Source organism: Glutamicibacter sp. BW78 (assembly GCF_002332245.1).
Taxonomy (GTDB): Bacteria; Actinomycetota; Actinomycetes; order Actinomycetales; family Micrococcaceae; genus Arthrobacter_H; species Arthrobacter_H rhombi_A.
On the sequence record NZ_NRGU01000031.1, the window covers coordinates 352,039 to 373,715 of the forward strand.

Annotated in this window: 22 protein-coding genes and 1 tRNA gene; 16 read left to right on the forward strand and 7 right to left on the reverse strand. The window is 65.6% G+C overall.

Going from position 1 to position 21,677, the window contains the following annotated elements:
- Window positions 1-154 precede the first annotated feature (154 nt).
- The 7 genes from CIK75_RS08375 (at window position 155) to CIK75_RS08405 (ending at window position 5,659) form a co-directional block, all read left to right on the forward strand.
- Window positions 155-925, forward strand: a complete 771-nt coding sequence (locus tag CIK75_RS08375; protein ID WP_158225929.1) for a DUF4129 domain-containing protein — start codon at window positions 155-157, stop codon at window positions 923-925.
- A complete protein-coding gene (locus CIK75_RS08380; RefSeq protein ID WP_086998891.1) occupies window positions 922-1,419 on the forward strand; it encodes a hypothetical protein in 498 nt (165 codons plus the stop codon). Before CIK75_RS08375 ends, CIK75_RS08380 begins: the two co-directional genes overlap by 4 nt.
- Window positions 1,416-2,420 (forward strand): MoxR family ATPase, encoded by a 1,005-nt coding sequence (locus tag CIK75_RS08385; RefSeq protein WP_096223603.1) that lies wholly within the window; start codon window positions 1,416-1,418, stop codon window positions 2,418-2,420. The genes CIK75_RS08380 and CIK75_RS08385 overlap by 4 nt, the downstream gene beginning before the upstream one ends.
- Window positions 2,417-3,802, forward strand: a complete 1,386-nt coding sequence (locus CIK75_RS08390; RefSeq protein WP_086998885.1) for a DUF58 domain-containing protein — start codon at window positions 2,417-2,419, stop codon at window positions 3,800-3,802. Before CIK75_RS08385 ends, CIK75_RS08390 begins: the two co-directional genes overlap by 4 nt.
- On the forward strand, window positions 3,799-4,398 hold the full coding sequence (locus CIK75_RS08395) for a hypothetical protein (RefSeq protein ID WP_096223604.1): 600 nt from the start codon (window positions 3,799-3,801) through the stop codon (window positions 4,396-4,398). Before CIK75_RS08390 ends, CIK75_RS08395 begins: the two co-directional genes overlap by 4 nt.
- 86 nt (window positions 4,399-4,484) lie before the next feature.
- A tRNA-Arg gene (locus CIK75_RS08400) sits at window positions 4,485-4,557 on the forward strand.
- A gap of 259 nt (window positions 4,558-4,816) precedes the next feature.
- Window positions 4,817-5,659 (forward strand): hypothetical protein, encoded by an 843-nt coding sequence (locus tag CIK75_RS08405; RefSeq protein WP_096223605.1) that lies wholly within the window; start codon window positions 4,817-4,819, stop codon window positions 5,657-5,659.
- Window positions 5,660-5,750: 91 nt separating this feature from the next.
- Here the strand turns inward: CIK75_RS08405 and CIK75_RS08410 are convergent, their stop codons facing one another.
- Complete coding sequence (locus CIK75_RS08410; protein ID WP_086998878.1) at window positions 5,751-6,197, reverse strand: universal stress protein; 447 nt, start codon at window positions 6,195-6,197, stop codon at window positions 5,751-5,753.
- A 207-nt stretch (window positions 6,198-6,404) separates the two neighbouring features.
- Window positions 6,405-7,295: a LysR family transcriptional regulator gene (locus CIK75_RS08415; protein ID WP_086998875.1), complete on the reverse strand. Its 891-nt coding sequence runs from the start codon at window positions 7,293-7,295 to the stop codon at window positions 6,405-6,407.
- A gap of 70 nt (window positions 7,296-7,365) precedes the next feature.
- Between CIK75_RS08415 and CIK75_RS08420 the strand changes: the two genes are divergently transcribed.
- From CIK75_RS08420 to CIK75_RS08450, 7 genes are all read left to right on the forward strand, one after another.
- Window positions 7,366-8,406: a YeiH family protein gene (locus CIK75_RS08420; protein ID WP_096223606.1), complete on the forward strand. Its 1,041-nt coding sequence runs from the start codon at window positions 7,366-7,368 to the stop codon at window positions 8,404-8,406.
- Between the two features lie 48 nt (window positions 8,407-8,454).
- Window positions 8,455-8,907, forward strand: coding sequence for a universal stress protein (locus CIK75_RS08425; RefSeq protein ID WP_096223607.1), 453 nt, complete (start codon window positions 8,455-8,457; stop codon window positions 8,905-8,907).
- Window positions 8,908-9,045: 138 nt separating this feature from the next.
- Window positions 9,046-9,675, forward strand: coding sequence for a biotin transporter BioY (locus CIK75_RS08430; protein WP_198962414.1), 630 nt, complete (start codon window positions 9,046-9,048; stop codon window positions 9,673-9,675).
- 61 nt (window positions 9,676-9,736) lie between these two features.
- Complete coding sequence (locus CIK75_RS08435) at window positions 9,737-10,423, forward strand: ABC transporter ATP-binding protein (RefSeq protein ID WP_086998863.1); 687 nt, start codon at window positions 9,737-9,739, stop codon at window positions 10,421-10,423.
- Window positions 10,417-11,013 carry an energy-coupling factor transporter transmembrane component T gene (locus CIK75_RS08440; protein WP_086998859.1) on the forward strand — a complete coding sequence of 199 codons (597 nt, stop codon included), beginning with the start codon at window positions 10,417-10,419 and terminating at the stop codon, window positions 11,011-11,013. The genes CIK75_RS08435 and CIK75_RS08440 overlap by 7 nt, the downstream gene beginning before the upstream one ends.
- A complete protein-coding gene (locus CIK75_RS08445) occupies window positions 11,010-11,339 on the forward strand; it encodes a CHY zinc finger protein (protein ID WP_096223609.1) in 330 nt (109 codons plus the stop codon). Before CIK75_RS08440 ends, CIK75_RS08445 begins: the two co-directional genes overlap by 4 nt.
- Before the next feature lie 65 nt (window positions 11,340-11,404).
- Window positions 11,405-11,914, forward strand: a complete 510-nt coding sequence (locus CIK75_RS08450; RefSeq protein ID WP_198962415.1) for a DJ-1/PfpI family protein — start codon at window positions 11,405-11,407, stop codon at window positions 11,912-11,914.
- Window positions 11,915-12,129: 215 nt separating this feature from the next.
- Here the strand turns inward: CIK75_RS08450 and CIK75_RS08455 are convergent, their stop codons facing one another.
- A complete protein-coding gene (locus tag CIK75_RS08455; protein WP_241895367.1) occupies window positions 12,130-12,561 on the reverse strand; it encodes a VOC family protein in 432 nt (143 codons plus the stop codon).
- A 256-nt stretch (window positions 12,562-12,817) separates the two neighbouring features.
- Between CIK75_RS08455 and CIK75_RS08460 the strand changes: the two genes are divergently transcribed.
- On the forward strand, window positions 12,818-13,699 hold the full coding sequence (locus CIK75_RS08460; protein ID WP_158225930.1) for an NAD(P)H-binding protein: 882 nt from the start codon (window positions 12,818-12,820) through the stop codon (window positions 13,697-13,699).
- A gap of 284 nt (window positions 13,700-13,983) precedes the next feature.
- On the opposite strand, the gene CIK75_RS08465 is transcribed toward CIK75_RS08460, so the two are convergent.
- From CIK75_RS08465 to CIK75_RS08475, 3 genes are all read right to left on the reverse strand, one after another.
- Window positions 13,984-14,775 (reverse strand): ATP-binding cassette domain-containing protein, encoded by a 792-nt coding sequence (locus CIK75_RS08465; protein WP_086998849.1) that lies wholly within the window; start codon window positions 14,773-14,775, stop codon window positions 13,984-13,986.
- A gap of 1 nt (window position 14,776) precedes the next feature.
- On the reverse strand, window positions 14,777-15,688 hold the full coding sequence (locus CIK75_RS08470) for an ABC transporter permease (RefSeq protein WP_086998846.1): 912 nt from the start codon (window positions 15,686-15,688) through the stop codon (window positions 14,777-14,779).
- Between the two features lie 90 nt (window positions 15,689-15,778).
- Window positions 15,779-16,786: an ABC transporter substrate-binding protein gene (locus tag CIK75_RS08475; RefSeq protein ID WP_086998843.1), complete on the reverse strand. Its 1,008-nt coding sequence runs from the start codon at window positions 16,784-16,786 to the stop codon at window positions 15,779-15,781.
- A 332-nt stretch (window positions 16,787-17,118) separates the two neighbouring features.
- Here CIK75_RS08475 and hrpA point away from each other — a divergent pair, with 332 nt between their 5' ends.
- Complete coding sequence (hrpA, locus tag CIK75_RS08480; protein ID WP_096223611.1) at window positions 17,119-21,117, forward strand: ATP-dependent RNA helicase HrpA; 3,999 nt, start codon at window positions 17,119-17,121, stop codon at window positions 21,115-21,117.
- A 73-nt stretch (window positions 21,118-21,190) separates the two neighbouring features.
- Here the strand turns inward: hrpA and CIK75_RS08485 are convergent, their stop codons facing one another.
- On the reverse strand, window positions 21,191-21,619 hold the full coding sequence (locus CIK75_RS08485; protein ID WP_096223612.1) for an HIT family protein: 429 nt from the start codon (window positions 21,617-21,619) through the stop codon (window positions 21,191-21,193).
- Between the last annotated feature and the right edge of the window lie 58 nt (window positions 21,620-21,677).

Sequence of the window (21,677 nt, forward strand, 5' to 3'; positions counted from 1 at the left end):
GGATAACTGTCAGGTAGGCCCGACTCCGATTCGATGACCGCACTGCCCCGACCGGTCCCTCACCAGGCTCCCGTCATCGTGCACCCCTGCCGTCAGAATGCTCCTACTGGTAGATTCACCCACCAGCAGGTCAACGATGACCAAGAGGATGGCAATGGGACGAACCACGGGCGGGATACCGCGTCCTACCGCGGCATTTCTGGCGGTTTTCCTCGGTGCCCTGCTGGTCGTTTTCGGTGCGGCGAGCCTGCCGTCCCTCAGCCACAACAGCCCGGCGGGGCTCCCCCAGCAGACCGGGGCCTTGAGCGCGGATGCCTCCCCGTCGGCAGCACCGGAATCCGAGGGGCCGATCGAAGGTACGGTGGCCCCGCAGAAGCAGCCGGACCAGGACACCATCTCGTCCATCGGCCAGACGATCGCCGCCACCATCTTTGCCGGCATCATCCTCTTGCTGGCCTTGTTGGTGCTTTCCATGCGCCGCAGGGACCGTGCCGACGCCCAACCCGAAACCGCTGTGGCCGACGAGATCGCCCGCGAAGCCACCTTGCGCGCCGAAGTGGCTGCGAGCCTCTCAGGTGCTGGGGCCACGCTTGCGGAAGCCACCGCAGATCAGCGCCCCTCCCGCCTGATTGCTTCCTGGGCCGAGCTCGAACGCCTCGCCGCGTCGGCCGGGCAGCAGCGCCGCGGCTCCCAGACACCCACCGAGCACGCCGGGGCCATGCTGGCAGCCTTCGGGGTCTCCAGCGCCCCCTTGGCCCGTTTATTGGCCCTCTATGAGCGGGCCAGATACGACGTCGGAGCCCCAGGATGGGAACCCGACGCGGCCCAGTGGCGCCGCGCCAGCGCCGATTTCATCCTGCTCGCCGAAGAAGTCTCGGCTGCCGGCCGACACCGTCCTCCCCGCCCCGCCAGCGTGAACGCATGAACCGTCCACAGCCGGGAAAACCCGGGAAATCTGCGTGGATCGGCCCGCTGTCCTTCGGCGTCATCGCCTGGGGTTTCTGTCTCTACACCCGTATCGATGCCGGCCATACCGCGATTTTCACGGCCCTCGGCGTCTGTCTGGGCTACGTGTTCACGATCCTTCCACTGTTGACGTTCTCCACCCGGCTTCCGCTGGATCCCGGGCGTCCACCCAACGGCAACCAGGGCTTCCGGGCCTTGTCCTTCTCGCTGCTCTCCAAGCGCCTCAGCCGGCATTCCCCGGCGGCCCAGGCCTTGGAGCACGCCGTCCGCACCGCGGTCCGGTTCGCAGGAGAGGCCGAAACGGTGGGCCCGGCCACCGCGGTGGCCCACCGTGAGCTGGAGGCCGGCCGCGATCTCACCTCCCGGCAGGCCACCGCAGCGGCCTACGAAGTCGATATCTGGCTCTCTCAGGACCCATCTCTGCCCCCTCCCCCGATGAAAGGTCGCTCATGACCGATCCCGCAGCAGGCCCCCAGCCGATGGAAAGCGCCACCGCCGAAGAAGTGACCGCGCGTATCGCCGCCGCGGGCACCGCAGTCTTGGAGGGGGTCGGGCAGGCGGTGATCGGCACCCGTGACCCGTTGCGGCTGGCCTTGGCCGCCGTCCTGGCCGGGGGCCACGTCTTATTTGAGGATATGCCGGGGTTGGGCAAGACCCTGGCGGCCCGGTCCCTCGCCCAGACACTCGGACTGGGTTTTCGTCGATTGCAGTGCACACCAGATCTGCTGCCCTCCGATGTCACCGGCTCCTCGATCTTCGATCCCGTCGCCCGCAGCTTCGACTTTCAGCCCGGCCCCGTCTTCACCGGTCTGCTGCTGGCCGACGAAATCAACCGCACCTCCCCCAAAACCCAATCCGCACTCTTGGAGGCCATGGCCGAAGGGCAGGTCTCCGTCGAGGGCGCGACCCATCCGCTCCCCGTTCCCTTCCATGTCTTCGCCACCTCCAACCCGGTGGAGTTCGAAGGCACCTATCCGCTGCCGGAGGCACAGCTGGATCGTTTCCTGGTCCGGCTGGCGCTGGGGTATCCGCTGGCGGGGGCCGAAGCGGACATCGTGTCCAAGAGGTTGCTGCGCGGTCTGGTGGAGCCGGTACTGGGCGCGGTCTTGGATCCGTCCTCGCTGCGCCGGCTGCAAGAGGATTTGGCGGTGGTTCCTGTTTCGGCGGACATCATCGCCTATGCGGTACGCCTCACGGCAGCCAGCCGGGAGCTGGATGACGTCCAGGTCGGGGCGTCACCCCGGGGCTCCCAGGCGTTGGTGTTGATGGCCCGGGCCGTCGCGGCACTGGATGGGCGGGCCTATGTGGTCCCGGAGGACATCAAGGAAGTGGCCGTTCCGGTGCTGGCTCACCGGCTGGTGCTCTCCCCTGCGGCGTGGGCCCGAGGAACGGATCCCGTGGCGCTCATCGACGAAGTCACCGGCTCAGTTCCGGTCCCGGCCACGGCACCGTGAGCCCCGGATCCGGCGGCCGGCCAGCCACGACGGACCACCCGGCCTCCCGACTGGTGGATACCCGACGGCAGCCTGCGGTGGCCGGCCCCGCCGCCAGATCCCCGCAATGGGGGGTGGCAGTGCTCTTGGCCCTCCTTTTCGGCGTCGGGGCTGCCATCGCCCGCCGCCCCGATATCGCGGTGCTCGGGGCCCTGTTCGCCCTGATCGCCGTCTCCACGCCGCGACGTTTCGGCAACCAGCATGTCCCCACCGTCGAATTCGATCGCTCCACTCGTGGGCCCCTCTTGGGAGGGGCCCGACGCCGGATCCTGTTCCGTGATGCTGCCAATAACACGCAGGCGGGCCCCGCATTGATGGTCGTACGAGCCGTGGCCCCGGGTGGGCGGGAATCGGCGGTGGTCACCACGACGGCGGAATCGACCGGGCTCGGCATCCGGGTCCCGCGCGGTGGGCGGCGCGATCTATTGGTCTACCGGGTATCGGCCTTCAGCCCCGATCTGGGCATCTGCCGTCACGAGGCGGAGACCGGAAAACTCACGGCCATGCTCCAGCCGCAACCCGACCCGGTACGACGTCTGCCCATCCCTTCGGCGCTACGTGCCCATGCGGGGAACCATCACGCCCGCCTGCGTGGAGGAGGGACCGAACTGCGAGATGTCGGCCCACTCAAACCCGGCGATGACCGCCGCCATATCGACTGGAGGGCTTCGGCCCGCAGTACCGACGCCTCGGGCATACCCCTGGTCCGCCGCTACCTGGCCCCAGCCGACGCCGGGGTGACCCTGGCGATCGACGCCCGGGTTGATTTCCCCGGCCGCGTCGCCGCCTGGATCGACCCGACCCTGGACGCGCTGCGCATGGAGACCAGTCTCCAGCTCACCCGCAGTGCGGCCGGCTCCCTGGCCGCCGCCTACCTGGCCCGTGGTGACCGGGTCGGAATGCTGGACGCCGTCGGGTTCTCTTCTCCGGTCCGTCCGGCGGCCGGGTACCGCCAGCTGGAACTGGTGCGTCGGCGCCTCGCCGCCCTGATGGTTTCCGCCAGCAGCTTTCTGCCCAGGCGGTTACCGACACCGGCGCCGGGAACACTGGTCTATTTCTTCTCCCCCCTGCTGGACCACGACGTCGCTTCGATTCCGGCGCGCTGGGTGAGGGCGGGTCATATCGTCGCCGTCGTCGACACCCTGCCCGAACCAGATGCCACCGATCTCCCCTTCTCCGAGGCCCAGGCCCTGACCCTGCTCATGGCCACCCGTGCCGCAGTGCGGGCCGAGTTGGCTGCCGAGGGCATCGAGGTGTTGCCCGCGGCGGGCCTGCGGGAATCCGTGGAACGCTGGGGACTGTCCCGGGCCCGTGCCAACTCCCTGCCCGGAGGTGTCCGATGAACATGTTGTCGCGTCGGTTCCTTCCCGAACGCCGTCCCCCGTCGATGGAGCCGTTGGCCGTCGGGACATATCCGGCCTCACTGCTGGCCGTCCTGGCGGCTGGTATGCTCGTGGCCGGCTGCCTGCCAGCGGCGGTGCTCAACGCCGAGGGGTGGGACCCTCTGGCTCTCGGTTCCGGGGTGACCGTCGTGGTCGCCGTCGCCGTGCTGGTCCTACGCTGGCCCCAACACGTCACGGCCCTGATTGCCTTGCTGTTATTGGGCGCCGCCTACCTGCAGGTCAGCACGGTGGGGTTGTGGACCCTGCCGCTGTATGTTGTGGCCGCCCATGGCATTTATCTGTTGTTGGCGCTGGCTGCCCTGGCACCACGATCGGCCCGTTTCACCCGGGACGCGCTCCTCGAAGCCGCCCGGGCCGCTGCGGCGCCGCAAATCGCTGCCCAGCTTCTCACCGTCGTCGTCTTCCTGCTCTCCTGGTGGGCCACACCGGCCACCGGCGCCTTCGGGGCCCTGGCCGGCATCGCCTCGGCAGGTATTTTGATGGCCGGCGCTTGGGCGGCCTCACGGGTTGCCCGGCGCCCGGAGAATCCCGACTAGTGCCCCGGGGCCGCCCGGGTTGCACGTGGGCGTCCGGTTCCTGCTAAGCTCTTTGAGGTTCCCCGCCGCGCAGCAATCTGCGGCACGCCCTCGTAGCTCAGGGGATAGAGCGTCTGCCTCCGGAGCAGAAGGTCGAAGGTTCGAATCCTTTCGAGGGCACATATATTTGGGTCACCAGGATCAGGTCCCCGGCTTCGGCCGGGGACCTTTTTCGTGTCAGGACCTGCCGCCCTCCTCCGCAGCGCCTTCCGGCCACCCGCAGCACTGTCCAGCACCAGAGGGGCACGTGTCTAGCCCCCCAGTCATCCATCGGATAGGTTAACCCAAGTGGCGCGGATCCCCGCTACCCATCGAGCGGGGGCCGATCACCATTTCAAGGCTTCTTCCCATCACTTGCCCTCATCCGACGGAGGAACATATGTCCAAGAAACCGCTTTACCTCACCATCCCCCTGGCGGCCGCGCTGGCCTTGACCGGCTGCTCCGGTTCAGCGAACTCAGCATCCGATGATTCCCCCGCGGCGGCATCATCCTCGACCCCGGGCGCCGCCGGCGAGGCATCGACTTCCGCCCCAGCGGCCAACGCCCAGTCCTCCAGTGCCCCACCGGCGCAATCAGCTGAGAGCGGTTCGTCCCCTGCAGCCAAAGGTTCCGACGCCGGGAATGGCGCAGCCCTCTCCGATACCCAGCTCAAGAAGGCAGTGACCGACTTCTTCGACGAGGATCCAGGAGCTCAGATTCTTTCGGGGAAGACGTTGCGCGCCCAGGCAGGTGCCGCCGGGGCCATGGTTGAGGGAATGAAGATTTCTCCCGAAAAGTGCAATTCAGCCCGGGGCATCGACATAGAATCAGAACTGAAAAAGAACAACATCGCGGTCGGCACGTATCCAAACCCTGAGGACCCGATGCAGTCCATCTCGATCACGATCATGTCCGCGGGCGACCCCGCAGAAACCCAGGCCACCTTCGATGAGGGAATAGACGCCTTGGACGACTGCCAGCAGATGGACGTTGAACTCATGGGCATCAAGACCAAGATGAAGATGGAGGAAGCCAAGGTCACGACCAAGGCGCCCTCATCGGTGGCCTTGCGCACGGTGATCACCGTGCAGGGCACCGAGATCCCCGGCTCCAACGTCTCGCTGCTCGACGACGGGCTGCAAGTACAGCTGCAGGTCCAAGGCAAGGAAGCAGATCAGAAGGCCATGCAGAATATCGCCGATGAGGCGCAGCGTGTCCTCGACAGCCTGAAGTCGGCGTGACCTTCACCGGAGCACAGCGCCCCGCGCTCTAGCGAGGCTCCGGGCCCCCGGAAGTACTCCGTGGGCCCGGAGCAGGGCACCGTCGCTGGACCTACTTCTTCGGCTTGCCCCGACCTTCAGGATTCGGGACCACCACAAAGGGGGATTTGGAATGGCTCGCGCAGTGCTGGCTCACCGACCCCAGCAACATCCCGGCGAAGGCACCATGGCCGCGCGTACCCAGCACCAGCAGCTGCGCCGATCCCGAGGCGACGACGAGCACTTCGGCAGGGAGGCCATGTTCGATCCGCTGGATCACCCCCGCATCACCACCCACGGCGTCCTGCACGGTATCGTCCAGCATCTTTTGGGCATTCTCTTTGACCTCAGCCCGGCTTCCGGCGTAGGGAGGCATAAACCCGAAAGAGTACGGGACATTCCAAACTGCGAGTGCCTCAACGGGGGCCTCGTACCGGCGCCCGTATTCGACAGCCCATTTCAGGGCGGCCTTGGAGTCGTCCGAACCGTCGACGCCCACCACAATAGGATTCGTTGCCATGCTGTGCTCACCTCTTCCGGTGCGCCGCAAACGCACCTTTGACGATCAAGCCCACACCGGACTGCCTTGTCGGTGGCACCAAATAGCAGGTCACCACGCGAACGGGTCGTGACCCCAAAGCGGAGCAGGCCAGTGAATCAGGTGACCCGCCAGCCTGGCCGGACCACACCGTCCACCCGTGCTCACCGTAGCAGGACCGGCCCCGGTCTAGTCGGCGGCGATCGCCACGAGTTCCGCGATCGGCCCGGCTAGTCGCTGCGGCCCCAACCAGACGGCCGTCAGGGGACGGTGTGGCGTTTCGCCATCGAGCGGAACCCGCAACAACGTCCCGGAAGCCAGCTGCTCCCGCAAGGCCAACTCGCTGAGCACCGCGGGCCCCGCACCGGAGGCCACGGCAATGCGCACGGCGGCATTACTGTGAAGCACCTGCGCCGGCTCCGCCGCCTCGCGTCCGGCCAGGAGCTGTTCAAGTGCCTCCCGGGTCCCCGACCCCCGTTCGCGGACCACCAGCGGGGTCCGGGCCAACTCTTGCAACCCCAGGCTCCCGTGTCGCTCCGACCACGGGTGCTCCGGACCCACGACGACGGCCAACTCGTCCTCCTGAACCACAGCGGCACTAATCCCCACCGGCAGATGCGGCGTCTCCACGAAGCCCAGTTGCAAGGTCCCGTGCTGGACCTTGGAGATCACCTGGGCCGAATTCAGGACCTGGAGCTGTACGCGCACCTCAGGCAAACGCCGGCGCAATTCTGCCAGCCACGCCGGCAGCAGGTTTTCGGCCACCGTCTGGCTGGCCCCGACCCGCAACTCGACAGGCCCTGCGGTCTTCCCGGCGCCCAACACTCCCATAAAGTGCCGGGACTGCTTCAACAATGTCCGCGCTGCCTCGGCCAGTTCCACGCCCCGGGCGGTGGGCACGGAACCTCGAGGGCCGCGTTGCAGGAGCGGGGTGCCCGCCGTCGCCTCGAGCCGGGAGATCAGGCGGCTGGCATTGGACTGTGCCATACCCATGCTGCGCGCCCCGGCACCGACGCTGCCTTCATCCACCACGGCGACCAGCAGTTCGAGTGCATGCAGATCCGGCCAGTTCAAACCCATACGCTCATGATATGACCCCATGCCGAACCGATGGCTACCGGCGGTGGGCGCGGCGTGAAAACCTCGGTTCATGAGCACCAATACCCAAACACGTCCAGGCGTCGCAACCCGCGGCGGCCACCTTTTCCAACGCTTCGCCCCCGGACTGTTGGTGTGCGCGGTCGCCACCGCCCTCTCCATGACGCTGAGTCATCTGCTGCCCGGCGTCAGCGCCCTGATCATCGCCATCGTGCTGGGCATCGCCACCACGAATCTCCTGCGACTGCCCGAACGCACCGCCCCGGGAATCACCTTCGCCGCGAAGAAGCTGCTGCGCCTCGGCATCGTCTTCCTGGGCCTGCAATTGGTCATCGGGGACATCGTCTCCTTGGGCGCACCGATGCTGGTGGTCATCGTCTGCATCGTCGCCGGTGGCATCTTCGGCACCCTGTTGATGGGTCGGCTGATGAAGATGCGCCCGGGGCAGGTGCTGCTGATCGCCTGCGGTTTCTCCATCTGTGGTGCCGCAGCCGTCGCCGGGGTCGAAGGCGTCGCCGATTCCGAGGAGGAAGACGTGGTCACCGCCGTCGCCCTCGTGGTCATCTTCGGCACCTTGATGATCCCCCTGGTGCCGCTCCTCGGCCAGGCCCTCGGGCTCAGCAACGAGCTCAACGGCCTCTGGGCCGGTGGCTCCATCCACGAGATCGCCCAGGTCGTTGCCGCCGGCGGCATCATTGGTGGCGGCGCGCTCGCTGTCGCAGTGATCGTCAAACTGGCCCGTGTCTTGCTGCTGGCCCCCGTTGTCGCCGTGTTGAGCATCCGCCAGCGCCGCAACGGCAATATCGCTGCGGCCGATGGCAAGCGCCCACCCATCGTTCCCCTGTTCATCATCGGCTTCCTGGCCATGATCGCGCTGCGTTCCACCGTCGAGCTGCCCGGCGGGGTCCTCGAGGCCGGCAAGTTCGCCCAGACCGCGCTGCTGTCTGCGGCAATGTTCGGCCTCGGCTGCGGAGTCAAGATCCGCAACCTGGTCCGCGTGGGCGTCCGCCCCTTCATCCTGGCTGCCGCCTCCACCGTCCTGGTCTCCTGCATCGCCCTCGGCGGCATCATGCTGGTGCACCTGGGCGACTGATCCCGGCGACACCCTGCCCGGTCACGCACACCCACCGAAAGGCCCGACATGAATGCGCCTGAATCCCCCGCCCCCATCGCCGTCGGCATCGATGGTTCCCCCTCCTCCGCAGCCGCCCTGCACCAGGCCGCCGAACTGGCCCGATCATTGGGGACCGGTCTGCGGGTGGTGACATGCTGGCAGGTCCCGCAGTTCTACACCGCCGACATCGAACTGCAGGACTCCGCGTTCAAGGACGAGGCGCAGGCAGCCCAGGACCGCCTGCTCGACCAGGTGTTCCCCGACGGCTGCCCCGTACCGCTCGAACGCCTGCTGCGCCGCGGACGCCCCGGGGTCGAACTCACCGAGGCATCCGCGGACGCCCGGATGCTGGTGCTGGGGAACCGGGGCCATAATGAATTCGTTTCCATGCTGCTGGGCTCCGTCAGCCTAGAGTGCATAGCCCATGCGGGGGTTCCCGTGCTGACGGTGCGATCCGATCACCATCCTTCCCTGACCTGAGGGCTCAGGACGGCGGAGGCCGCTGCGCGCACCTGGGCGCCTGGTTGTGGATTCCAGTGCCACCCAGCTAAGGTGAACACCGTTCAAATGAACATTGTTCAAGTGTTGAGGCCGGGCGACCGGCCCGAGAGGGATCCCATGAAACCCCGTCGTCTCGAAGCCGCGGATTTGGCCCGCATCGCCGTCTTTACCGCCATCGTCGCCGTATTGGGCCTGCCGGGCGGGCTCTCCGTCTTCGGCTCCGTCCCGATCACCGCCCAGACCCTGGGAGTGATGCTCGCCGGTGCCGTTCTGGGCCCCTGGCGCGGGGCGCTGTCGATGATCGTCCTGCTCATCCTGGTGGCCATCGGGCTGCCCTTGCTCTCCGGCGGTCGCGGCGGGCTCGGGGTCTTCGTCGGCCCCTCCGCCGGGTATCTCGCGGGGTGGATCGTCGGGGCCTTCGTCATCGGACTGATCGTCCACGGTGGACCACGACTGTCCCGGTGGCGGACGATCCTGGGGATCCTCGTGGGCGGCATCGTGGTCATCTACGCCTTCGGCATCCCCGTCCAGGCGTTCGTCACCCGCCTGCCCCTGGGTCCCACGGCGCTGCAAAGCCTCGTCTTCCTGCCGGGAGACCTCTTGAAGGCCGCCATCGCCGCCGCCATCACCATGACCCTGGCCCGCGCCTACCCCCGGGCCTTCCGCCGGCGGGAGGCCAGCACCCAGGCTCCCGTCACCGTCTCCGCCCCTGCGGACGGCGAGCGCCCCGCCGAGAGCATCCGGTGATGTTCCGGCCGCAGAGCGCCGCCATCGCTCGTGCAGTGGCCGCCCCTTTCGAGGTCTGGCGATGAATTCCATCTCGCTGGACCAGGTGGGCGTGCGCCTGGGCGAAACGACCGCGCTTGAAGGGATCTCCCTGAACGTGGACTCCCGCAGGATCGCGATTATTGGGGAGAACGGATCCGGTAAATCGACCCTCGCCCGGGTCATCGGCGGGCTGGTGGCCCCGACCTCGGGGACCGTGCGTGTCCACGGCGTAGACCCGGTGAAGCAGAAACGCGAGTTGCGGCGGCTGGTGGCCCTTATTTTCAGCAACCCCGATGCCCAGATCATCATGCCTACCGTCGGCGAGGATGTGGCGTTTTCGCTGCGTTCCGAGAAGCTTCCTCGCCCAGAAGAAGCGGCCCGCGTGAGCGAGGCACTCTCAGCTTTCGGTCTGTCCGAATTGGCTGATCGTTCCGCCCATGAACTCTCGGGTGGTCAGAAACAGCTCCTGGCCCTGTGTGGGGCCTTCGTACGACGCCCCGAACTGGTCATCGCCGATGAGCCCACGGCCCTGCTGGATACCCGTAACTCACGCAAAGTGGCCGACCACTTATTCCTCGGCGGGGCCCACCAACTGGTGCTGGTCACCCATGACCCACAGCTGGCCCTACGCTGCGATACGGCAGTACTGATCGGTTCGGGCCGGGTCCAGTCCGTCGGGGAACCCGCCGAGGTGCTGGCCACCTACGAACAGTCCCTGGCATGCTGAGTCTCTACCGCCCGGGCAACGGCCTGCTGCACCGCCTGCCCACCGGCCCGAAGGCCCTCCTCCTGATGCTGGTGGTGCTGGGCCTGTCCTTCCTGCCGTCGACGTACTGGGCCGCAGGGATGGCCTGGGTCGTGGCCGTACTCGGGTATCTTCTGGGAGGCTTGGGCCTCTCCGAACTCTGGCGTCAACTCATCGCCGTGCGCTGGCTCATCGGGATCACCCTGCTCGCCCAACTCATCTTCATGCCCCTCGAAGCCGCGGCGGCCAATTCCTCCCGCGTCGTCGCCGCCATCCTCCTGGCAGGGTTATTGGTGCTGACCACCCGGCTGACCGACCTGTTGGCCGCCGTCGAACGAGGCCTGTCCCCGCTGGCCCGTCTGGGGGTGGACCCGGAAAGGGTCGCCCTGCTGCTGTCGGTGACGATCACGACGGTGCCGGTGCTGGCCCGCCTGGGATCCGGGGTGCGCGAGGCCCAGCGCGCCCGCGGAGCCCGCGGCGGCCTGTCGACCTTCGTGGTGCCGTTCCTGGTCGTCGCGCTCAAACATGCTGACGAACTCGGAGAGGCACTCTCGGCCCGGGGTGTGCAATGAGCCGGCCACGGGTTCTGGGCCAGGTGGTGGACGGGCAGACCCGCTGCGCGCACTACCAGACGGTTCTGGACGTCATCGCGATCCGGTTCCATTGCTGCGGTGAGTACTATCCGTGCCACCTCTGCCATGCGGAGATTCCCGGGCAGCACGAGGCCATCTGCTGGCCAGTCACCGAATACGACGTGCGGGCCGTGATGTGTGGAGTGTGCGGGTACGAGCTCGGCATCGCCGAGTACCTCGCCAGAACCGACTGTCCTTGTTGTGGCGCGCGGTTCAACCCGGGCTGCAAGCTCCACGCGGACCTCTACTTTGCCCCGGCCATCTGAGTTTGTGCACCAACCCGTGTTCGACAGCCGTCGAATTGCCGGCCATCGGGTGAGATCATCGGGGCATGGACCAGCCCTTCAGAATCACCTGCCTGCTGTTCCCCCGGGTCACGCAGCTTGATCTCACGGGCCCAGTACAGGTGTTCTCACTCGCTCCGAACGTCGTCATCGACCTGGTCTGGCACGATGTGGGACCCGTGCCCACCGATACGGGTTTTTCTCTTCTGCCCACCACAACCTTTGCCGAGGCTCCGCCAGCAGATCTGCTGATGGTGCCCGGCGGCAACGGGGCCTTCGACCTGTTGAACGACGAAGCAGCGTTGGCTTTTGTTCGCACCCAGGCACGGAATGCTCGCTATGTGTCCAGCGTCTGCACGGGCGCTTTCGTCTTGGATGCTGCCGGCCTCCTGACCGGAAGGCGTGCCACCACCCATTGGGCCTCCCGCCCGCTCCTTGAACGCTTCGGTGCCATCTCAGGAGGGGCGGGTGGTCTGGGACGGAACACTAGTCACCGGAGGCGGAGTAACCAGTGGAATCGACGTCGGATTGGAGATCATCGCGAGGTTGTGGGATGAGGAGACGGCCAAGCGTGCCCAGTTGATGATCGAGCACGACCCCCATCCGCCCTTTGATGCCGGGGCACCCGGTAGGCCTGACACGGTTCCTGACGTCGTCCACCAGATCGCGGACAACAATCACCGCATTCGGGGTCCGTTGGTCGACGCGGCGGTATCGCGGCTACGGGCGCACGACGGCGGCTGAGGTCTCCGCCTATCCTCGTGCCCTCCCCTCATCGCCCCCGACTCGACATCTGCTGGATCGCCCACGCATTCCCGTCCGGATCCGACAAGAAGATCATGCCCACATTGTCCAGGGGATGTGCCGTTGGTTCGGGGTTCTCGCCCAGGACCTGAACTCCACTGGTTTCGACTTTTCGTTCGGTGAGGATCCGGTGGGCCCGTTCAATATCGGAGACCACCAGTTGCAGGCCCTTCATCGAACCGGGCGGCATCTCGGGGACCACACCGCCAGCACCGAGCACCATCGAACATCCCGAGCCCGGAGGCGTCAGTTGGACGACGCGCCGGCCCTCTCCGAGGTCGTAGTCGTGGTCCAGGTGGAACCCGAACTGGTCGCGGTAGAACGCCAGGGACCGGTCGAGGTCCGAAACCGGGACGACCACCACCTCGAGGGTCCAGTTCATCTCGTTTTCATTTTCCATGCCGAGAACGTACCAACCCTCCCACCCCGTGCCAAGGGTTGCCGGGCAGCAGCTGTCAACCAGCTCATGGGTGATGGCTGTCCTACTGCGCCACCGTGTGGAACACGGAGCATCCTGAGCAACGACGGGCTGAGTCCTGCGGATGAAAGCCATCATCACTACAGACTCGACACGACCTCATGACTTATTCGTCCAGTCCGCGCCTTCTTCACCCCCATGTCGGGTACGGTCCGGTACAGAGGGGATGGAGGCCCAGATGAACCAGCTCGTCGTGGTGGCGGGAGCCAGCGGCTACGTGGGCCGGCATGTGGTGGAGGCGTTAGATCGCTGCGGCTACCGGGTCCGGGCCTTGGTTCGTTCGCGGGAACAAGCGGAGGCGCCCGGCACTTTCGGCGCACCGGCGCTGAAGGGGCACGTCGCCGAGTGGAGGATCGTCAATTATTTGGATCCGGCGACACTTCAGGGCGCCTGCGATGGGGCGGAGCGTGTGGTCTCTGCCTTGGGGGTCACCCGGCAGAATGCGAGTCCCTGGGATGTCGACTTTCTGGGCAATTTGCGGCTGCTGGAGGAGGCGGAGCGTCAGGGGCTCGCTTCCTTCCTCTACGTCAACGTTCTACACAGCGCCAGCGGAACCTCTGTGACGTTGCGTTCCAAAAACGCCTTTGCCGAAGTGCTGCGGCGCAGCACCGTAGCGGGCCAGATCGTGAACCCTTCGGGATACTTCTCCGACATCACCGACTTCCTGCTTCTGGCCCAGAAGGGGATCGGTTTTACCCTCGGCGACGGTTCGTCCCGTCTCAATCCGATCCATGGTGCCGATCTCGCCGAATTCATCGTGGGGCATCTCGACGGGCCGACGGCGAGCTGGGATATCGGCGGGCCGGAGATCTTCACCTACCGGGAACTGGAATCACTCGCTTTCAGGATCGCGGGTCGGAGGCAGCGCATTCTGCCGGTGAGACCCGGGGCGCTGCGCCCGCTCCAGTGGGCCGCGGATCGGTTCTCGCCGCGGGCAGCAAACCTCACCCGCTTTTTCCTCGAATCCCTCCAACTCGACGCGGTAGGTACCCCCGTCGGACACCGGCGACTCGAGCCCTATCTCCGTGCCCTGCCAGCGGCCCGCAGGGGCAGTAGATAAGAAACGGACCCGCCCGTTGAAGAGGCCCCCCGTGGCGGATGGCAGGAATCAGTTCGAAGGAATTTTCTTGTTCGCGGTGTCCTCGGGCGCGAGACCCTCCGTGGGGAAAAGGTAGCGAGAGACCAGCGCCGCAATCACTGCGCCCACCAGCGGAGCAAGCATGAACACCCATAGTTGGCTCAGGGGCGTCGCCGCCAACGAAGAGCGCCGGGAAACATCCCGAACAGCAGGACCCGCGGCCGGATCATCCGGCCACGGGTCCTGCCCTGCTGCGGTCCAGGGACCTACTGCAGCATGGTGCGGTCGTCGAGTTGGGCGCCCTTGATCTTCTCGAATTCCTTGAGCAGTCCGGGCACGGTCATTTTCGACTTGGCCTCGGCATCGAGATCGAGGATGATCTCGCCGTCGTGCATCATCACCAGACGAGTACCCAATCGCAGCGCCTGCTCCATGTTGTGGGTGACCATCAGCGTGGTGAGCCCGTGGCGCTCCACGATCTCTTCGGTCAGCCGGGCCACCAGGGCCGCCCGTTGTGGGTCGAGGGCAGCAGTGTGCTCGTCCAGCAACAGGATCTGCGGTCCACTGAACGTGGCCATGAGCAGCGAAAGTGCTTGCCGCTGGCCACCGGAGAGCAGCCCCACCTTGGCCTTGAGCCGATGTTCGAGGCCTAGCTCCAACGACTCGAGCTCGGTGGCGAATTGGTCTCGCCGCCGTTTGGTCACACCCATGCTCAAGCCGCGGAATTTTCCGCGATTCAAGGCCAGGGACATGTTCTCCTCGATCGACATGCTCGGCGCGGTGCCAGCCATCGGATCCTGGAAGACCCGGCCAATGAACTTCGCCCGCGCATGGTCTGCCAGTTTGGTGACGTCTTTGCCGGCGATCTTCACATTGCCGACGTCTGGCTGTAGTTTTCCGCCCACCATGTTCAGCACCGTGGATTTACCGGCACCGTTGGATCCGATCACGGTGACGAATTCGCCTTCGGTCAGTTGGAGATTGATGTTGCGTAGCGCCTTGCGCTCATTCACCGTCCCGGCGAAGAACGTCTTGGACAGGTTGTTGATTTCCAGCATGCTAGGACACCGTCTCCTTCTGCTTCTCCGCTGCGTTGGTGATGGTGCGCATTCTGCGACCGAACTTATTGAAGCCCTTCCACTGCGGCAGGACCAGCGCGAGGACCACGAGGATCGCGGAGATCAGCTTCATGTCGTTCGGCTCGAGGCCGGCATCGAGGGCCAGCTGGATGAAGACACGGTAGAGCACGGCACCAAAGATGACGGCCAGTGTGGCGATGAAGATGTTCCGGGTGCCGAAGATCGCCTGGCCGATGATGACCGAGGCCAGGCCAATCAGGATCAGGCCGATACCCATGCCGACGTCGGCGAAGCCCTGGTACTGCGCAATCATCGCGCCGCAGAGGCCGACCAGGCCGTTGGAGATGGCGAGGCCCAGAATCTTCTGGTTATCGGTACTCACGCCCAGGCTGCGGATCATCTGCTCGTTGTCGCCGGTGGCCTGCATGGCCAGTCCGATGTCGGTATGCAGGAACCAGTCCAGGATGAACTTCAGCACCAGCGCCAGCACCAAGAAGATGAGGATCGAGACGACGCCGCCGGTGAGCTGGGCTTCGCGCAGCGGGGAGATCAGGGTGTCCTCCCCCAGCAGCGGGACGTTGGCCTTGCCCATGATGCGCAAATTCACCGAATATAAGGCGATCATGGTCAGGATGCCTGCCAGCAGGCCGTTGATCTTGCCCTTGGTATGCAGCAGACCGGTCACGACGCCGGCGGCCGCGCCGGCCAACAGGGCCAGCGCGGTGGCTAGAAGCGCTGGCATGCCGTTGACGATGCTGATGGAGGCGACGGCGGCACCGGTGGTGAAGCTGCCATCGACCGTCAGGTCGGGGAAGTCGAGGATGCGGAAGGTCAGGTAGACCCCCAGCGCCATGATCGCGTAGACCAGGCCCAGTTCAACCGCAGTAAGCATGAAGAGATCCTTGTGTTGAGAGGGAAGAATGCGGGGTGCCCGGCCGCTGGAGGGCGGCCGGGCACCGTGATCCGGTGGATCGGCGCGGGGCTACTTCTTGTAGACCTCGGCGGCCTTGTCGATCATTTCCTGCGGGATCTTCACGCCGACCTTCTTCGCGGCGGCGGTGTTCACATACAACTCGACATCCGTCAGGGTCTCCACGGGCATATCGGCCGGCTTCTCACCGTCCTTGAGGATCTTCACGGCCATGTCGGCGGTCTGGACACCGAGCTTCTCGTAGTTGATGCCGTAGGTGGCCGTCGCGCCACGCTTGACCGACTCGCCGTCGGCGGCGATCACGGGGATCTTCTTGGACTGCGCGGTCTGCAACAGGCCTTCCAACGCGGACACGACCGCATTGTCGGTCGGCACGTAGTAGGCGTCGACGTCCAGTGCCTGCGCGGCCTGCTGGACCTCTGAGGAGGCGGAGATCGCCTTCTCCTTGATCTTCAGATCAAGGTCAGCCGCGGCTTCCTTGGCCCACTTCACCTGGACGGTGGAGTTGACTTCACCCGAGGAGTAGACGATGCCGACGGTTTTGGCGTCGGGGGCCAGTTCCTTGAGAAGCTCCATCTGCTCCTTGACCGGGTTCTTATCCGAGGTGCCGGTGACGTTTCCGCCGGGTGCCTCAACACTCTTGACCAGCTTGGCTTCCACCGGGTCGGTCACGGCAGAGAAGAGGACCGGGGCGTCGGTGATCGATTGGGCGGCGGCTTGGGCTGCCGGTGTGGCCACCGCAAGGACGAGGTCCAGCTTGTCCTGAGCGAACTGGCCCATGATCGCCGTGTTCGTTGAGGCATCCGCCTGGGCATTCTGCAGATCGTAGCTGACCTTGTCGCCGGTGTAGCCGGCGTCCTTCATGCCCTTTTTGAAGCCCTCGGTCACCGCGTCCAACGACGGGTGGGACACGTACTGCGAGATGCCGATCTTCACGGGCTTGACCTCATCCGCGGAGCCGCTGGAGTCGCCTGACCCTCCTGAGGATCCGCAAGCGGTGGCGAGCAATGCGGTGGCCATCAGGCCTGCGGCAAGCTTGCCGACGCGAGAAACGTTCATGGTGTTTTCCTTTCACGGGTCACGAGTTGAATTCCGGTCAACATCACCTTTGCTGCCCACCGGATCCCGTCCCCCACTGCGAGTGATTCGACAATCTTTTGACCACCTGGTGCCTAAAGACACCTTGATACTACCTGTGAATCAACTCACATTGTCCATACGACTCCGGGGTGCATGGACGCACCTGAACGCCTCGACCCCCATTGAAGACAAAACGTGTCCTATGCCACATTTATCGGGCATTCCGTACTTCATCTCCCGCTCCCTCTGCGACACCAAGGACCACGGCTCAGGCGAAGCTGCCGATCCCGCCCCCTTAGACTGTTTCAACCATGGCTGTAAAGATCACCTATCCCGAGTCCCTTCCGGTCAGCGCCCGTCGCGACGACATCATGGAAGCCATCCGCAACCACCAGGTCGTCGTCATCGCCGGCGAAACCGGTTCCGGCAAAACCACCCAACTTCCCAAAATGCTGTTGGAACTGGGGTTGGGTGACGGCGGGATGATCGGCCATACCCAACCCCGCCGATTGGCAGCGCGTACCGTCGCCGAACGCATCGCGGAGGAAACCGGTTGCGAGCTGGGAACGGAGATCGGCTTCCAGGTCAGGTTCACCGGGCGGGTTTCGGCCTCCACCCAGGTCAAGGTCATGACCGATGGCATCCTGCTGGCCGAAATCCAACACGATCGCCGGCTGCGCAAATACAACGCCATCATCATCGATGAGGCCCACGAACGCAGCCTGAACATCGACTTCCTGCTCGGCTACCTCAAACGGCTGCTACCGAAGCGTCCCGACCTGAAGGTCATCATCACCTCGGCGACGATCGACCCGGAAAAATTCGCCACACACTTCGGCTCCCCCGCCACCGACGGCAGCGACGAGATCGTCCAGGCCCCCATCATCGAGGTCTCCGGCCGCACGTACCCCGTGGAGCTGCGCTACCGCCCCCTGAATCCAGCCGAAGGCCGCGAGGACGACGACGAGGACTATGCCGCCGACGAGGATCGTGACCCGCTCGACGCGGTGTGCGATGCCGTGGACGAATTGGCGGCCGAGGCGCCGGGCGACATCCTGATTTTCTTCTCCGGCGAGCGCGAGATCCGTGACGCCGCCGAGGCCCTGCGTGCCCGGGCGCAGACCAACCCCCGGCTAAGAGGCACCGAGGTGCTCCCGCTCTTCGCCAGGTTGTCGCTGGAGGAACAACATAAAGTCTTCCATCCGGGTTCCCACCGTCGCCTGGTGCTGGCGACCAACGTCGCCGAAACCTCGTTGACCGTCCCGGGCATCAAATACGTCATCGATACCGGCACCGCCCGGATCTCCAGGTATTCACATCGCACCAAGGTTCAGCGGTTGCCCATCGAACGGGTCTCCCAGGCCAGCGCCAACCAGCGTTCGGGTCGTTGCGGTCGCGTCTCGGACGGTATTGCCATCCGGCTGTACTCCGAGGAGGACTTCGAGGCCCGACCCGAATTCACCGATCCCGAGATCCTGCGCACCAACTTGGCTGCCGTCATCCTGCAAATGTCTGCCATGGGGGTCGTGGAATCCCCCCGCGACGTCGCGGATTTCGACTTCGTCCAGCCCCCGGATTCCAAGGCAGTGAACGACGGCGTCGCCCTGCTGCGCGAACTCGGCGCCGTCGGAGAGGGAACCTCAGCGAAGGTGACTCCGATCGGGCGGCAGTTGAGTCAGCTCCCCGTCGATGTCCGGTTGGGTCGAATGATCGTGGAGGCCGGCCGACGCGGCTGCGCCAAGGAGGTCATGATCCTGGCCGCCGCACTGACCATCCGTGACCCCCGCGAACGCCCCTCCGAAGACACCGGCCAACGGGCCAACGCCACCGGTTTGCACCGCCGCTTCGAGGACTCGACCTCTGACTTCTCGGGGTTCCTGAACCTGTACGCCTACCTGCAGGAGCAGCAGAAGGAACTCTCCTCGTCGGCGTTCCGCCGACTGTGCAAGAAGGAATTCATCAACTACCTGCGGGTGCGCGAATGGCAGGACCTCTTCGCCCAGCTCCGCCAACTCTCCAAACCGTTGGGCATCACGCTGACCACGGGCCCGGTGGACCCGGCAGGGCTGGAACGTGAAATCCATACCAGCCTGCTGTCCGGGCTGCTGGGACATATCGGCGCCTGGGATGAACGCAAACGTGAATATTCCGGGGCCCGTGGCACCCGGTTCTCGATCTTCCCCGGTTCGGCCCTGTTCAAAAAGAACCCCGAATGGGTGATGTCCGCCGAACTGGTGGAGACCAGCAGGCTGTGGGCCCGGGTCAACGCCCGCTTCGACCCCCTCTGGGTGGAGGAGGTCGGTCAGCACCTGTTGAAGTATTCGCATTCCGAGCCCCACTGGTCCCGCAAAATGGGTTCGGTCATGGGCTACGAGAAGGCCACCCTCTACGGTCTCACCGTCATCCCCCAGCGCCGCATCCAATATGGACGTGTCGATCCGGTGGTGGCCCGGGAACTGTTCATCCAGCACGCCCTGGTGGAGGGCGATTGGAAGACCCACCATAAGTTCTTCCAACGCAACCGTCGCCTGCTGGCCGATATCGACGAACTCGAGACCAGGATGCGTCGGCGGGATCTGGGCGCCACCGACGAGGACCTCTTCGAATTCTACGACCAGCGGGTCGGTGCCGGCGTCGTCTCCGAACGCCACTTCGACAGGTGGTGGAAGAAGGCCCGGGCCAACGACCCCACCCTGCTGGACTTCGACCCGGAGGAACTCTTCAACGCCGACACGGAGGAGCTGAACCAGGAGGACTTCCCCCGGACCCTGCACCATGGGGACCTCGAATTGGAGCTGTCCTACGAGTTCAACCCTGCAGCGTCGGCCGGTGAGTCCGACGGGTTGACCGTGCGGGTGCCCGTGCTGTTCTTGAACCAGCTGGACCCCGAACGTTTCCGCTGGCTCATCCCCGGTCTCCGAGAAGAGCTGGTCACCGCCTTGATCAAGTCGCTGCCCAAGGCCATCCGCAAGAACTTCGTCCCGGCCCCCGACGTGGCCCGGCAGGCCGTCGCCGCGCTGAAGGCCGACTTCGACCCCACCGCCGATGGCCTCGAGCCGTCCCTCGAACTGGTCCTGCGCCGGATGCGTGGGGTCGTGATCCCTCCGGGGTCCTGGGACTGGTCCAAGATCCCCGGGCATCTGCTGGCCACCTTCCAGATCGTGGACGCCCGAGCCAGGATCCTGGACGAATCCACGGACCTGCCCACCCTGCAGCGCACCCTGGCCCAGCACAACCGGCAGGCCCTGGCCGACTCGATGGGCAGCGCCGGACCGGCCCTGCTGGCGGCAGCCCGCGAGGCCGAACAACGCCACGGCAAGGACCAGGCAGGTACCAAGCCAGGACGCGGCAGTGGTCGGGGAACCCCCGGTCCCGGACGGGTCGGCGGGGCAGGCGCCGCCTCCCCCACCCGTGAGAGGCCGAAACTGGAACAGACCGGGCTGACCGCCTGGCCCGAAGAGCTCGGCGACGGCGGCCGGATTCAACGCAAGGTCAGCACCACGGTGGCCGGGGCTGAAGTCACCGCGTTTCCCGGCCTGCTCGATACCGGGGACACGGTGTCGTTGACGGTGTTCCGCAACGAGGATGAGCAGCTCACCGCGCATCGGGGCGGGGTGATCCGGCTCCTGCTGCTCGAGGTCCCCTCCCCGGCCAAATATGTGTTGGACCACCTGAACAACCAGGAGAAACTGGTCTTCACCCAGAACCCCCACGGTTCGGTGGAGAAGCTCATCGCCGACTGCACACTGGCGGCCCTGGACCGGCTGGTTCCTGCGGAGTTGCCCTTCACCCAGGCCGAGTTCAGGGCCCTGTTCGAGTCGGTGCGGGCCGAGCTGATCGACACGGTCTTCAAGGTCACGGCCATTGTCGAACGCGTACTCTCCGGTGCCCGCCTGGTGAGCAAGAGGATCTCCAAGGCCTCCTCGTTGGCGCTGGTCAACGCGTTGGCCGATATCCGCAGCCAGTTGGAGAATCTGGTCTACCCGGGCTTCGTCGCCGGAACCGGGTACGCGCATCTCTCTCAGCTGCCCCGCTATCTGGACGGAATCGCCAAGCGTCTGGATAAGTTGGAGGCCGGGAACGTGGCCCGGGACCACCAGGCGATGCTGGCCATTCAGGCCTTGGAGGATGAATACGATGCCGCCCGGGCTGCCGTACCTGCCGGGGCACGGATTCCTGCCCCCCTGGGCAGGATCAAGTGGATGCTCGAGGAGCTGCGGGTGAGCATGTTTGCGCAAGAATTGGGCACCGCCTATTCGGTATCCGAGAAGCGGGTGCGTACCGCCTTGCGTCAGGCGACCACCACCTAGCCGGCCGGCCCGAAGGGCCGAGACACCGCCGTCGTCCCCTCGGCAGGGACGACGGCGGTGCTGCGGGCTGGGGTTATTGGTTCGGCACCATATCGGTATGCCCGTCCTCGCGCAGTGCGGTACGCAGCCGTTCGGCGTTATCGTCCAGATGGGCTTCCTTCGGGTCGGTATCGGCCCGGGAGAGGTCGAAGTCGGCCAGCGAGTTCGTCGGCCAGACGTGCACGTGCAGGTGCGGGACCTCGAAGCCGGCGACCATCAGGCCGGCACGTTCGGAGCCGAACGCCCGCTTCTGGGCCCGGCCAATGACCCGGGCGACAGCGTTGAGCTTATTGAGCAGCTCGGGTTCGATATCGGTCCAGTCGTCAACCTCTTGGCGTGGCACCACCAGGGTGTGGCCGTCGGTGATCGGTCCGATCGACAGGAAGGCGACGACGTCGGGGTCCTTCCAGACGAACCGTCCCGGCAACTCCCCGTTGATGATCTTGGTGAACAGCGTGCTCATGGTGTCCCTCTCTTCGGTAATGGTCACGAATCTACGTGGCCTGATCGGCTCCGGGCCA